This window comes from Fundidesulfovibrio terrae, assembly GCF_022808915.1.
GTDB lineage: Bacteria > Desulfobacterota > Desulfovibrionia > Desulfovibrionales > Desulfovibrionaceae > Fundidesulfovibrio > Fundidesulfovibrio terrae.
In genome coordinates this window covers 86,333-98,463 of record NZ_JAKZFS010000002.1, presented here as the reverse complement: position 1 = coordinate 98,463, position 12,131 = coordinate 86,333, and the positions used below count along the sequence as shown (strand labels likewise).

The following is a 12,131-nucleotide window of genomic DNA, read 5'->3' as shown; positions in this document are numbered from 1 at the left end:
ATGAGAACGTAAATGAAAAGGCCCGGAGCGCGCAAAGCCACGCTCCGGGCTGATTTGTTGGTGGAGAAAGGCTACATTCCGGCGTGGCCGCCCTGGGCCTTGGCCGCGTCGGCAGGCTTGGCATCGGAGGACTTGGTGTCGGCGGGCTTGGCGTCAGCGGAAGCGCCTTGCTTGTCGTGGTCCTTGCCCATGCTCATCATGCCCATCATTCCCTTGCCCTCGCCGCTCATCATGCCGCCCATGCCGCCGTCCTCGCCCATCATCATGGAGTGCATGGAGTGGTCGAAACGCCCCCACGTGGGGATGCCCTCCTTCTCGAGCTTACGCCGGAAGCCGATCTCGGCGGTGAGCAGCTTCTCTTCGGTGGAAGCGATCTCCTTCACCAGCGCGGCCACGGCCTTGTCGTCGGTACCGGGCAGAGCCTGCACGGCGTTCAGCTCATGGCGCTTGGCAGCCAGCAGCTCTTTGTAGCCCACGATGGCCCGGCCGTCGGTCAGCCAGATCTTCCGGGCCGTCTCCTGCTTGTCGAACGGCAGGTGCTTGATCTAGCCGGGCAACCCGGGGGCGAAAGTGTGCGCCTGGCCCGCCATGCCCATGCCCATCCCCATGTTCATTGAGCCATGATCCTGGGACTGCGCGGCGGGCTGCTCCGTCTTGCCCGCGGCCGCCTTGTCCTGGGCGGCCATGGCCGCGAAACCGATCAGGAACGCCAAGGTCATGCCGGTCAAGGCATGGAGAATCCGGGAAGTTCTGGTCATTGGATGTACTCCTTTGGGATGAAATTCATACCCGGCAAGGAGCATTTGGCGTGCCATCCCGGCAAGGCCTCGATATTGCTGAAGAGGTTGAGAAATCAGGCGTTTGCAAGGTGCAGAGGGGCAATCGTTTGCACAGTCCTGGTGCAAACGATTGCACAGGACGGGGAGTTACCCGGCCAGCAGCGTGTGCAGCGTCTTGAAATCGAGCATGAGCAGCATCCCGAAGCTCACGTAGCAGAAGGTGAAGGCCCGGCAGGACCAGACATAGGCGGGGTTCTCGCGCAGGGAGGCGAAGAAGTCCGGCGCGAAGCTGTCCTCGGCGGAGCGCTTGAGCGACCACAGCGACATGGAGAGCCCGTGGAACAGGCCGTACACCACCCAGTTCACCGCGTCGCCGTGCCACATGCCCATGACCAGGAAGGTGAGGAAGAACGCCCCCGCCTGGGCGGCATGGGCGGGCATCCAGGGCAGGCGCATGCGCAGGGCCCTGAGGGACGGGAAGAACAGATAGTCCCGGAACCAGGTGGACAGGCTCATGTGCCAGCGGTTCCAGAACTCCTGGATGTTGCCCGCCAGAAAGGGCCGGTTGAAGTTCTCCGGCAGCTTCACCCCGAAGAGCCCCGACAGGGCGATGGCCACGTCGGTGTAGCCCGAGAAGTCGAAGTAGATGTACAGGTAGTAGGCGAAGGCCCCCAGCGTCAGGCCGGGCAGTCCCGGCAGGCGGCCGTCCTGGAACTCCGGGGAGGCCGCGGACAGGAAATAGGCCCACTTGGCGAAAAAGAGCATCTTCACGATGCCCGTGCCCATGCGGATCACCGCCTCGCGCACCCGCTCGAAGGTGAGCGGCGCATCCGGCGCCGCAAGGTCCCGCGCCAGAGGGGCGATGCGGTTCACCGGGCCGGACACGTAGGGGACGAAATAGAGCCCCAGAAGCCCCACGGTGCAGGGGCCGGGATCGAAGCCCTTGCGCTTGGCCTGGAGGACGGCGTCGATGGCCCGAAACACGAAATAGGAAAAGCCCATCCAGCCCCAGCCGGAAAGCCCCGATCCCCCGGCATCCAGAAACGGCAGCCAGGACACGTAGACCGGATGCTTTCCCGCCGCGCACAGCACAATCCACGCAACGACCCACGGCCAGGCCCGGCCGCCCGCGCGCACCTGCCGCATTCCAAGGTAAAGCAAGGCCACCCCGGCTAACGCCAGGGGCAACAGGCCGAGCCCCCCCCGAAGCAGCGCGAGAAACGCCATGGATATGAGCCCTAAAAGCCCCGCGCGCCCCTCAGGATTGAGCCGCGGGGAGAGCAGGCGATAGAGGCACAAGGCAGGGATCACCAGGACGAAGAACGTCAATTCGGAGTAGTAGTTCAGCATGTGTGCGAATGGGTGCGCCCGCTAAAGAACCTGTTTCGTCTCATCAAGACGCGCCAAAAGGGCCTTCTTGTCCGTCTTGCCGTTGGCAGTTCTCGGCAGTTCCGGGAAAAACACCACCCGCCCGGGCAGCATGTACGGGGGCAGCACTTCCGCCAGCGCGCCGACCAGCGCGTCCCCGTTGCCCCCGGGCAGGCCCGGTCCGGACACGCAGGCCACGAGCTCCATCCCGTCGTCCTGGCGCACGGCCAGCACGGTGGCCTCCATGACGCCCGGCAGGCCCGAGAGCGCGGCCTCCACGTCGCCCAGCTCCACCCGGTGCCCCCGGATCTTCACCTGGTCGTCGGCTCGGCCCAGGAAATGGATCATTCCCTCGGCGTCGGCGTAGGCCAGGTCGCCAGTGTCGTAGAGGACGTCGTTGATGTCCGGCTGCAACGGGTTGGGCACATAGGCCTCGTCCGTGAGGGCCGGCTTGCGCCAGTATCCGGCGCTGACCTGCGTTCCCCGAACGAAGAGGCGCCCGGCCATGCCCGGCCCCACCTGGCGCATGGTGCCCGGCGAAAGGACGAAGCACTGGTTGCCCGGGATGGCCTTCCCGATAGGGATGGGCTTGCCGTTGTCCACGTGTTCCACCTTGTGCCAGGTGCACACGATGGTGGTCTCGGTGGGCCCGTAGTTGTTGTAAAGGGCGCAGTGCGGCAGGGCGTCCAACCAGGCCTTGGCCAGGCTCGGCAAGAGCGTTTCGCCCGCGAAGGTGGCCAGGCGAAGCCCGGGGAACGCGCCCGGGGTCAGCTGGCGCGACATGACCAGCATGGCGATCACCGAGGGCACTGAGTTCCAGCAGGTGATGCCGCGCGAGGCGATGAAGGGTCCCGGAAAGGCCTTCTGGGCCGGGGTCTCCAGAGGGTGCACGGACGCGCCGCTGAAGAAGGCCCCGAAGATGTCGTGCACCGAGATGTCGAAGGTGGGGCTGGCGTGGCCGGAGAAGCGGTCCGCCGGAGTGACGGCGAACTGCCGGGTCATCCAGCCCAGGTAGGCCCGCACGTTGGAGTGCCGGACCATGACCCCCTTGGGCTCGCCCGTGGAGCCGGAGGTGTAGAGGATGTAGGCCAGGTCCTGGGCGATGGACGGGCACGGGCCGGGTTCCGGAAGGTGGGCCAGGTCCTCGGGGGAGACCGCCCGGCAGGGCGCGGCCGGGGCATCCGCCGGGCCGTCAGGCACGGGGCCGTCCAGAACGAAGATGGCCTTGGGCGCGGTCCCGGCCAGTTCCAGGGCCCGCAGCAGCAGGGGATAGTGCTGGGCCACGGTGAAGATCGTTTCGGGCTCGGCGCTCCGGATGACGGCGGCCAGCCTGGGTGGCGGGCTGTTCACCGCAAGCGGCAGGTAGCAGCCTCCGGCCCGCAGGCAGCCGAGCATCCCCACGCAGCACTCCACGGAGCCCTCCATGAGAAGCCCCGCCCGGGCTCCCTGGGTGAAGCCGATTTCCTGGAGGGCGCGGGCCAGCCTTCCGGCCCGAAGCGCCAGGGCCGAATAGCTCAGCGTCTCGCGTGAGCCCACCACGGCGGGAGCTTCGGGGGTCGCGCCCGCCCAGTGCCAGACCGGTTCGTGGATAAGTGGCATGTCCGGGGGGAGCATCACCGGGAAAGAACCCCCTGCGCGTCGAGGTACGCGGCGATGGCCTCCACCGTGGTCAGCTCGCCCATGAGCTCGGGGGGAACGCTCACCCCGGCCCACTCCTCCAGGGCCAGGATCAGGTGCACGTGGGCCAGGGAATCCCATCCCCGGGTGGTTCCCATGCCCGCCCCCGGCTCGAGGGATTTCAGTTTGAGGGTGCGGCCGATGAAGGCCGCCAGTTCGTCCATGGTCTTGGCTTTCATGATCAGAAGGCTCCGTAGAAGGTTCCCCAGGCCATGCGCGCGCCGGTGACGGCGGGATTGACCAGGAGCGAAAGGGCGATGAATACCAGTATCCCCGCCAGGACGGATCGGGCGATGTCTTTTGGCGTCATGGGTTCCCCCGGGGCCAGGGCAGGCAGGCGCCCGGGCCGGACGGCGTAAAGGGCCGCACGCACATCTTCACGGCCGGGAGGCCAGCCTCTCCGGGCCAGCAGGAGGCGCCGCGCGCGTGCGCGCCCGGCAGCACCCCGGCCCGGGACATGTCCGCGAGCAGAAGCCGCACCGCCTTGAGCTTGCCGATGGACGAGGGCTTGTAGCCGTAACTGTAGGGCGGGTCGGTGGACTGCTGCACCAGGAAGTCGCGCTGGTTGAGGCCGTGATCCACCACGTGGTCGGACACCACGTGCCCCATGGGGGTGATGATGGCGCGCACCGGGTCCACCACGCCGGGCTTGTAGACGGCCTCGTACTGGGCGGGGGGGATGCTGACCTCGGGCGGGAAGAACCAGACCAGGCGCACTCCGGCCTCCTGGAGCACCTCGGCGATCATGCGGGTCCAAAGGATGTCGGCCTGGGCCTCCTCGCCGGAAAACGGGCTGACGGGAGGGTTGAGCTGTACCGGTGCGTCCAGGCGCGGGTCGCCGTAGAAGTGCGCGGCCGTGTCCAGCAGCTCCAGGGTGCGCCTGCGCTGCTCGGGGCCGTCGAGCCTCGCCAGCCAGGACAATCGCCAGACCAGCGCGTCGCGGATCTCGGAGGGCTTGTTCACGGCCAGATGCGGATTGCCCCTGAAGCTCAGACCCGAGGCGTCGTTCCGGTGGCCCTTGAGCTTCTCGCGCAGCACCCACAGGGGGCGGTCCATGAGCAGCACGCTGTCCGGATCGAGGCGGTCGCGCCAGTTTTTCCCGAAGCGATCCAGGCCGCGGGCGTAGGCCCCGGAGCTCCGGATGAGATCCATGTACTGCGTGATGATTCCGGCCGACTTGGGGAAACGCTTGGTCCAGCCATCCAGGATGAACAGGGCTTCCAGGCAGGCCCGGTCCACGTCGGCGTACGGGTTGGGCTCGAAGTGGTACATGCCCGACTGGCCGTTGGCGTAGATGATGGTCTTGAGATTTTTCGCGCGCAGGGCGTGGTCGATGTACCAGATATGGTCGAGAAAGCCGGGGCCGGGGCGCCCCATGTCGTAGAAGCCCAGCCCCGAAACGCCGAACTCCTCGTCCGCCACCAGTTCGGCAGTGGCCGCGTAGGAGCTCTGCGGATCCTCGATTTCGGGCCAGCCGCCGCGGTCCAGGTCGTTGGCCACCCAGTCGTTGATGATGTAACTGGACCCGACGAAGGCGTATTTGGGCTCGTCCGCCCGGGCCGGATCGAAGATGGCGTAGGCCGGAAGCTGCTGGCGTCGGTAGACCGGGAAGTTGTCCACGTAGAGAAGGCGGGGAATGTGGGCGCACACGGCCCAGGCCAGGCAGAAGCCCAGGATCATGGCCAAAATTCCCGGCACCGGGGCCGGAACGGTTCGCGCGGACGAGGTTACGTTCATCTTCCCGCACCGCTATCCTAAATCGGAACCGTAAAAAACCCCCCTCGAAGGGGAACCTCCCCCTTGCCAAAAGATCAGGTTCGTTGTAGCCAGTCCTGCTTCACAACTTCACACACGCCGGAAACACCCCCGAGGGTGCCCGCAAGGGCCGGAGGGCGGACCCCGGCGTGGAGGAAAAAAACCCAAGGAGATTCGCTATGGCTTACGTCACCATGAAACAGCTCCTGGAGACCGGTGTCCACTTCGGCCACCAGACCCGCCGCTGGAACCCCAAAATGCGCCCCTACATCTTCGGCGCGCGCAACGGCATCCATATCATCGACCTGCAGCAGACCGTGAAGCTCTTCCAGAAGGCTCACGACTTTTTGGTCGACACCGTGGCCAAGGGCGGCCGCATCATCTTCGTCGGCACCAAGCGCCAGGCGCAGGAAGCCGTGAAGAAGGAAGCCGAGCGTTCCGGCCAGTTCTTCGTCACCAACCGCTGGATGGGCGGCATGCTCACCAACTTCCAGACCATCCGCGGCTCCATCGACCGCTTGAAGAAGCTGGAGACCGCCTTTGAGGACGGCTCCATCCACAAGCGCTACCACAAGAAAGAAATCTCCATGTACGGCCGCGAGGTCACCAAGCTGAACGCCACCCTCGGCGGCATCAAGGACATGGACGGCCTGCCCACCGCCGCCTTCATCATCGACCCCAAGCGTGAAGAGATCGCGGTGCAGGAATGCCGCAAGCTGGGCATTCCCGTCGTGGCCGTGGTTGACACCAACTGCGACCCCGACGTCATCGACTACATCATCCCCGGCAACGACGACGCCATCCGGGCCATCAAGCTCTTCGTGACCTGCGTGGCCGACGCCTGCATCGAAGGCGAAGCCTCCCGCAAGGATCAGGCCCCCGCCGCCCGCGGCGAAGCCGAAGAGGCCAAGCCCGAGCCCGCCCCCGTGGCCGAGACCGAAGCCGCCGTGGAACAGGAGGACAAATAATCATGGCTCAGATCAGCGCCAGCGCGGTCAAGGACCTGCGCGACAAGACCAGCGCCGGAATGATGGACTGCAAGAAGGCCCTCGAAGCCTGCGGCGGCGACTGCGAAAAGGCTATCGCCTGGCTGCGCGAGAAGGGTCTGTCCAAGGCCGCCAAGAAGGCCGGACGCGCCACCTCCGAAGGCGTCATCGGCTCCTACATCCACTCCAACGGCAAGATCGCCGTTCTGGTGGAGATCAAGTGCGAGACCGACTTCGTCGCCCGCGGCGACAAGTTCCAGGAGTTCGCCAAGAACGTGGCCATGCAGGTGGCCGCCGCGAACCCCATCTGCGTCTCCCCCGACCAGCTGCCCGCCGACGTGCTGGAAAAGGAAAAGGCCATCTACATGGCCCAGACCAAGGCCGAGGGCAAGCCCGACAACATCGCCGAGAAGATCGTCGAGGGGCGTATCAAGAAGTACTACAAGGAAGTCTGCCTGCTGGAGCAGCCCTTTATCAAGGACGACAAGCTCACCATCCAGGACTTGCTGAAAAACCTCGTGGCTACCCTCGGGGAAAACATCCAGATCGGCCGATTCGTCCGCATGCAGCTGGGCGAAGACGCCTCCGGGGAATAACGAAAAGCGGGCCGCAAGGCCCGTTTTTTTTGGGTAGAGATAAGAATTTTGATGAGATAAGATGCGAGAGGAAACTTTTTGAAAAAAGTTTCCTCTCGCGCTCTCCTTCAAAAACTTTTAAGTAGCTTCGCGTCGAGCACTGCAACCACGCAGACTTCACACCCGTGCCCTTCAGGATCAGACCTACATGGAAAATCTTCGTTTCAAGCGCGTCCTGCTCAAGCTCTCCGGCGAGGCCCTGGCCGGGCCCAAGGGCTTCGGCATCGATCCCGAAACCGTCAGCAATTTCTGCAAGGAGATCGTGGAGGCTGCCTCCCTCGGGGTGGAGCTGGCCATGGTCATCGGCGGCGGCAACATCTTCAGGGGCATGTCCGCCTCCGCCTCCGGCATGGAGCGCGCCAGCGCCGACTACATGGGGATGCTAGCCACGGTCATGAACGCCGTGGCCGTGCAGGACGCCCTGGAGAAGCTCGGCCTCTCCACCCGGGTGCTCTCGGCCATCACCATGCAAGAGGTCTGCGAGCCCTACATCCGCCGCAGGGCCGAGCGCCATCTGGAGAAGGGACGCGTGGTCATCTGCGCCGCCGGAACCGGCAACCCCTACTTCACCACCGACACCGCCGCCGCCTTGCGCGCCATGGAGCTCAAGAGCCAGGTCATCATCAAGGGCACCAAGGTCGACGGTGTCTACGACAAGGACCCCAAAAAGTTCGACGACGCCGTGATGTTCGACAGGCTCACCTACATGGAAGTGCTCGAGAAGCAGCTCAAGGTCATGGACTCCACGGCCGTCTCCCTGGCCATGGACAACAACATGCCCATCGTGGTCTTCAACATGTTCGTTCCGGGCAACCTCAAGAAAGTCATCACCGGCGATCGCGCCGGGACCATCGTGGAATAAGGAGGCCAGCATGCAGACCGTTATGAAGGATGCCACTTCCCGCATGGAAAAGGCAGTGGCCGCCCTGGAGAAGGAATTTTCCCACCTGCGCACCGGCCGGGCCTCCGTCGCCCTGCTGGACGGGCTCAAGGTCGACTACTACGGCACCCCCACGCCCATCGACCAGCTCGCCTCGGTTTCCACGCCCGACAGCCGCACCATCACCATCCAGCCCTGGGACCGCGCCGCGTTCGGGCTGGTGGAGAAGGCCATCCAGAAATCCGACCTGGGGCTCACCCCGGTCAACGACGGCAAGCTCATCCGCATCGGCCTGCCGCCCCTCACCGAGGACCGCCGCAAGGAACTGGTCAAGGTGGCCAAGAAGTACACCGAGGAAGCCAAGGTGGCCGTGCGCAACATCCGCCGCGACGCCAACGACGCCCTGAAGAAGCTCCAGAAGGACAAGGCCATCTCCGAGGACGAGCTGCGCAAGGGCGAGGCCGACATCCAGAAGTCCACTGATTCCTATGTGGCCAAGCTCGACCAGAGCTTCGCCAAGAAAGAAAAAGAGATCATGGAGATCTAACGCTCCCTCCCCTGACGCCCGAACGGCCCGCAGCCGCTCCCGTCCGCGCCAGGGAATGGAGTCCAGAGGGCAAAGCCCTTTGGCGGGAGAGTGCAGAGAGGGCGGCGCCCTCTCTGCCCGCCGGAGGCATCCCCTCCCCAATATCATCATGGCCCCCAAGTCGTTTCCGTCTTGGGGGCCGCCGCTCTTGAGGCAACAGGACACGCCCATATGCCAGACACATTCCGCCCGATTCCGCGCCATCTGGCCGTCATCATGGACGGCAACGGCCGCTGGGCGCAGGCGCGCGGGCTTTCGCGCAGCGAGGGCCACAAGGCCGGGACCGAAACCGCCAAACGCCTGGTGACGCGCTGCCGCGAGCTTGGCGTGAAACACCTGACGCTCTACACCTTCTCCAAGGAGAATTGGGGACGCCCGCAGGACGAGGTGCGCACGCTCTTCGATCTGCTGGTGCGCTTCCTGAACAATGAGCTGGCCTCGCTCCTCAAGCAGGACATCCGGCTCAAGGTGCTGGGAGAACTGGAAGATTTCCCCTTCGCGGTGCGCCAGGTGCTCAAGCTGGTGCTGGCGAAGACCGAGAAATGCACGACCATGACCCTCAACCTGGCGCTCAACTATTCGGGCCGGGCCGAGATTCTGCGGGCCTGCAGGCACCTGATCGAACAGGGCGTTAAGCCCGGCGACGTGACCGAGGAGCGCTTCGCTCAGGAGCTCTTCACGGCGGGCCAGCCCGACCCCGACCTGGTCATCCGCACCAGCGGCGAGATCCGCATCAGCAACTATCTTTTGTGGCAGAGCGCCTATTCTGAATACTATTTCACGGAAGTGCCCTGGCCCGACTTCGACGACGCCCAGTTGGACCGCGCCCTGGACGCATACGCCGCCAGGCAGCGGCGCTTCGGGTTGACCGGAGAGCAGGCGACGAGCGGTTTGGACGAAGACCCTTCCTGACGCTTCAGACCGGGGGGCCCAGTCACTTGTGGAGCGCCGGGGAGAAACCCGAGACCATGCCTTTCTCTTCCTTGTGGCCCCCTTCCGCACCTCCCGAAGGTGCAGGCAGCTCCATGGCGCTTGCCTTGATCTCCGGCGGCAAACCGATGAATACAGTCACCCCCGTGATACGTTCCAACTCAGCTATGGAAATCACTGAATAGCTGCTTTTCGCGACATTCTTGACGATGTATGCCCCTGCTTTTTTGTTGATTGGATCATAGATCGCCTTAAATACAAATGCAGGAACAGCCACTCTCCCGTTAAGCTTTCTAACATTAGCATCAGAGAATACCGGCCCTGTTACGACGTATAATTTTTGATTGCTAACGGCCAGTCCACGGACCGTTTCTTCGATTTCCTTCCAAATACTCCGATTGATATTCTTGTCCTGCGGGACCATGTTTGCCAGGGAGAAACTTTCCTTCTGTGACTCAACCGTGGTCATATCCGCGCATGGAGCCATATGCCCCCTATCAAACCCTGAGTGGTCATAGTCGATCAATTCTGCACGATCAGATGCCGGTAATCGTCCCTCTTTATGAAAAGCATCTTTCCTTTCCGGATGTTCTTTTGATTGGGCATCCGCTGTCAAACATTCTGCAGAAATCAAGGGAGTTCGCGTGATACCGGAATGTACGACGGCAAACTCCTGAAAGCAGAGCTCTCGTACCTTTCCTGAAACTTTGGTATTGAAAATGTCCGGTGCCTGGCTGTCCAGATAATGTTGCGGGCACACCGTCTCGGCGCAGAAACATGACAAAGGGAAAAGCAGAATACCAGCGAGGACAAGAAGATAACGTTTCATCCCAGCCTCCATGATCGGATTCGGTTTAGATGAGGACAAAACGACCTTTTCTAGAGTAGCGCCTAGCAGACGAGAATTTCAATGGCAATAAGAACGGCAAGAATCAGCAGAAAAAATGCACCAGGGGGACTCTCATCACGAGAAAATTAAATCACATCGCTCCAGAGAACTAAAGACCGTCACGCTCCCCCTTGGGAGGGCGGCGGCCCGTCCGGCAGCCTGACCCGCACCACCGTTCCCTGTCCCTGGCCCGTCTCCAGTTCGATGCCGCCTCCGTGCGCCTGGGCGATGAGCCTGGCCGTGTAGGTGCCCAGGCCCGTGCCGCCGTGCTTCCCGCTGGTGGCGTACTTTTCGAAGAAACGCTCCCGCACGTCCTCGGGCACGTCGCGGTCGTTGGCCACTTCCACCACGGCCCAGCCCGTTTCGCGCCTCAGGCGCACCTCGATGGACTCCCCAGGATTGGAGGCTTCCAGGGCGTTCTTCATGAGGTTGGCCAGCAGCGTGTAGCAGAGAAGCTCCTCGCCCGGCGCGTGGAACGGCTCCTCGCAGGCCTGGAGGTTCAGCTCCATGCGCGCCGAGCGGTAGGGGCCGCCGCATTCGTCCCAGACGCAGCGCACCAGGGTGGCCAGGTCCAGCCGTACGGGCTCCAGGGCGTAGGTGCCGCGCTCCATGCGGTAGAACGAGAGCGAGAGCGTGATCATGGACTGCATGCGCCGTCCGGATTCCAGCATGAGCCGCACCATCTCGCGCTGCCGGTCCGTGAGGTTCTCGGCGTCCAGCAGGAACTGAGGCAGGGTCAGGATGGCCGACAGGGGGGACTTGAGGTCGTGACGGGTCATGCGTTCCACGTCCTCGCGCAGTTCCTCGGCCTTGAGCCGGTCGGTGACGTCCACCACTGCGCTGGCCAGGGCGTCGCTGAAGTGCTCCATGTAGTCGGTGGCCATTTCCGGCAGGTAGCGCTGGGGGCTCACGTCGGTGAAAAGCAGGAATCCGGCCCAGCGGCCCTCGTGGAAGCGGTCCTCCAGCGGATAGGCGAAGCAGGAGCCCCACCGGCGGACTTCGGCCTGTGAGAACAATCCCCGGGGCGCTTGCGCCGCCGGCCCCACGAAACTCCTGTTCCCGGCCGCCAGCACTTGGGCGGCCAGGGCGTCCAGCTCCTGCCGGGGAAGCGTGGGGAACCCTTCCGGCAGATAGCCGCCGAACTGGGCCCGGTCCAGGATCAGCCGGAGCATACCCACCTTGAAAAGCGTGCGCAGGCGCTCCAGCAGGTCCGGCAACGCCTCCAGCCCGCGCAACGAATCCACCAGCTCGAATGCCTGGCGGAACCGGTCGAAGGACCTGAGCGTGTCCTCGTAGCGGCGCTTGTTCGCCTCGATGCCCTCCTCGAGCCTGCGGGCCTTGAGCGCGGCCAGGGCCGCGGCTTCCTCCAGGGTTGCGCGCTCAGCCACCACTCCCAGCACCGACTGCCGCAACGCCTCGGCTTGTCCGGCCAGGAGCGGCGAGCGAATCTCCCGGGCCGAACGCTCCAAGGATTCGAGTTGTCCCAGCAGGGACGAAAGGAGCAGGTGACCGTGCATGGCCCAGTCTAGCCCATGCCGGCGCAAGTGGAAAGCGGCGGATGCCCCGGAACGCTATGGATGATCGACTAGGAATCTCAATCCTATATGAGAATTCCTTTCCTTTTTGCCGAAAACGCCTTAACAAGG

General features: G+C 64.0%; 14 protein-coding genes. 5 read left to right on the top strand and 9 right to left on the bottom strand.

Annotated features, from left to right (window positions below; genetic code table 11):
* Positions 1–71: 71 nt before the first annotated feature.
* The 7 genes from ML540_RS07630 to ML540_RS07605 form a co-directional block, all read right to left on the bottom strand.
* Positions 72–476, bottom strand: a complete 405-nt coding sequence (locus ML540_RS07630) for a hypothetical protein (protein WP_243359769.1) — start codon at positions 474–476, stop codon at positions 72–74.
* A gap of 69 nt (positions 477–545) precedes the next feature.
* Positions 546–758, bottom strand: a complete 213-nt coding sequence (locus ML540_RS07625; RefSeq protein ID WP_243359768.1) for a hypothetical protein — start codon at positions 756–758, stop codon at positions 546–548.
* Positions 759–926: 168 nt separating this feature from the next.
* Positions 927–2,129, bottom strand: a complete 1,203-nt coding sequence (locus tag ML540_RS07620; RefSeq protein ID WP_243359767.1) for an MBOAT family O-acyltransferase — start codon at positions 2,127–2,129, stop codon at positions 927–929.
* Positions 2,130–2,150: 21 nt separating this feature from the next.
* Complete coding sequence (locus ML540_RS07615; protein ID WP_243359766.1) at positions 2,151–3,746, bottom strand: amino acid adenylation domain-containing protein; 1,596 nt, start codon at positions 3,744–3,746, stop codon at positions 2,151–2,153.
* A gap of 14 nt (positions 3,747–3,760) precedes the next feature.
* Entirely contained in the window at positions 3,761–4,003 is a 243-nt protein-coding gene (locus ML540_RS07610; RefSeq protein WP_243359765.1) for an acyl carrier protein, read from the bottom strand.
* A 2-nt stretch (positions 4,004–4,005) separates the two neighbouring features.
* Complete coding sequence (locus tag ML540_RS17785) at positions 4,006–4,134, bottom strand: hypothetical protein (protein ID WP_279343328.1); 129 nt, start codon at positions 4,132–4,134, stop codon at positions 4,006–4,008.
* Positions 4,131–5,561 carry a hypothetical protein gene (locus ML540_RS07605; RefSeq protein WP_243359764.1) on the bottom strand — a complete coding sequence of 477 codons (1,431 nt, stop codon included), beginning with the start codon at positions 5,559–5,561 and terminating at the stop codon, positions 4,131–4,133. The genes ML540_RS17785 and ML540_RS07605 overlap by 4 nt, the downstream gene beginning before the upstream one ends.
* A gap of 197 nt (positions 5,562–5,758) precedes the next feature.
* Between ML540_RS07605 and rpsB the strand changes: the two genes are divergently transcribed.
* The 5 genes from rpsB (at position 5,759) to uppS (ending at position 9,578) form a co-directional block, all read left to right on the top strand.
* Positions 5,759–6,547 carry a 30S ribosomal protein S2 gene (gene rpsB / locus ML540_RS07600; protein WP_243359763.1) on the top strand — a complete coding sequence of 263 codons (789 nt, stop codon included), beginning with the start codon at positions 5,759–5,761 and terminating at the stop codon, positions 6,545–6,547.
* A 2-nt stretch (positions 6,548–6,549) separates the two neighbouring features.
* Complete coding sequence (gene tsf, locus ML540_RS07595) at positions 6,550–7,161, top strand: translation elongation factor Ts (protein ID WP_243359762.1); 612 nt, start codon at positions 6,550–6,552, stop codon at positions 7,159–7,161.
* A gap of 187 nt (positions 7,162–7,348) precedes the next feature.
* Entirely contained in the window at positions 7,349–8,062 is a 714-nt protein-coding gene (pyrH, locus tag ML540_RS07590; protein ID WP_243359761.1) for a UMP kinase, read from the top strand.
* A 10-nt stretch (positions 8,063–8,072) separates the two neighbouring features.
* Positions 8,073–8,627 carry a ribosome recycling factor gene (frr, locus tag ML540_RS07585; protein WP_243359759.1) on the top strand — a complete coding sequence of 185 codons (555 nt, stop codon included), beginning with the start codon at positions 8,073–8,075 and terminating at the stop codon, positions 8,625–8,627.
* 210 nt (positions 8,628–8,837) lie between these two features.
* Positions 8,838–9,578, top strand: coding sequence for a polyprenyl diphosphate synthase (gene uppS, locus ML540_RS07580; RefSeq protein WP_243359757.1), 741 nt, complete (start codon positions 8,838–8,840; stop codon positions 9,576–9,578).
* 22 nt (positions 9,579–9,600) lie between these two features.
* Here uppS and ML540_RS07575 read toward each other — a convergent pair whose 3' ends face one another.
* Together ML540_RS07575 and ML540_RS07570 are read right to left on the bottom strand one after the other, a co-directional pair.
* Positions 9,601–10,425 (bottom strand): DNA/RNA non-specific endonuclease, encoded by an 825-nt coding sequence (locus ML540_RS07575; protein ID WP_243359756.1) that lies wholly within the window; start codon positions 10,423–10,425, stop codon positions 9,601–9,603.
* A gap of 179 nt (positions 10,426–10,604) precedes the next feature.
* Positions 10,605–12,002 carry a sensor histidine kinase gene (locus ML540_RS07570; protein ID WP_243359755.1) on the bottom strand — a complete coding sequence of 466 codons (1,398 nt, stop codon included), beginning with the start codon at positions 12,000–12,002 and terminating at the stop codon, positions 10,605–10,607.
* Positions 12,003–12,131: the final 129 nt, after the last annotated feature.

Bases quoted from the DNA above. Each gene is read 5' to 3' on its own strand.
- uppS (WP_243359757.1), top strand. From the start codon at position 8,838: ATGCCAGACACATTCCGCCCGATTCCGCGCCATCTGGCCGTCATCATG.
- ML540_RS07575 (WP_243359756.1), bottom strand. From the start codon at position 10,425: ATGAAACGTTATCTTCTTGTCCTCGCTGGTATTCTGCTTTTCCCTTTG.
- ML540_RS07625 (WP_243359768.1), bottom strand. From the start codon at position 758: ATGACCAGAACTTCCCGGATTCTCCATGCCTTGACCGGCATGACCTTG.
- ML540_RS07570 (WP_243359755.1), bottom strand. From the start codon at position 12,002: ATGCACGGTCACCTGCTCCTTTCGTCCCTGCTGGGACAACTCGAATCC.
- ML540_RS17785 (WP_279343328.1), bottom strand. From the start codon at position 4,134: ATGACGCCAAAAGACATCGCCCGATCCGTCCTGGCGGGGATACTGGTA.
- ML540_RS07605 (WP_243359764.1), bottom strand. From the start codon at position 5,561: ATGAACGTAACCTCGTCCGCGCGAACCGTTCCGGCCCCGGTGCCGGGA.
- tsf (WP_243359762.1), top strand. From the start codon at position 6,550: ATGGCTCAGATCAGCGCCAGCGCGGTCAAGGACCTGCGCGACAAGACC.
- ML540_RS07615 (WP_243359766.1), bottom strand. From the start codon at position 3,746: ATGCCACTTATCCACGAACCGGTCTGGCACTGGGCGGGCGCGACCCCC.
- frr (WP_243359759.1), top strand. From the start codon at position 8,073: ATGCAGACCGTTATGAAGGATGCCACTTCCCGCATGGAAAAGGCAGTG.
- rpsB (WP_243359763.1), top strand. From the start codon at position 5,759: ATGGCTTACGTCACCATGAAACAGCTCCTGGAGACCGGTGTCCACTTC.
- ML540_RS07610 (WP_243359765.1), bottom strand. From the start codon at position 4,003: ATGAAAGCCAAGACCATGGACGAACTGGCGGCCTTCATCGGCCGCACC.
- ML540_RS07620 (WP_243359767.1), bottom strand. From the start codon at position 2,129: ATGCTGAACTACTACTCCGAATTGACGTTCTTCGTCCTGGTGATCCCT.
- pyrH (WP_243359761.1), top strand. From the start codon at position 7,349: ATGGAAAATCTTCGTTTCAAGCGCGTCCTGCTCAAGCTCTCCGGCGAG.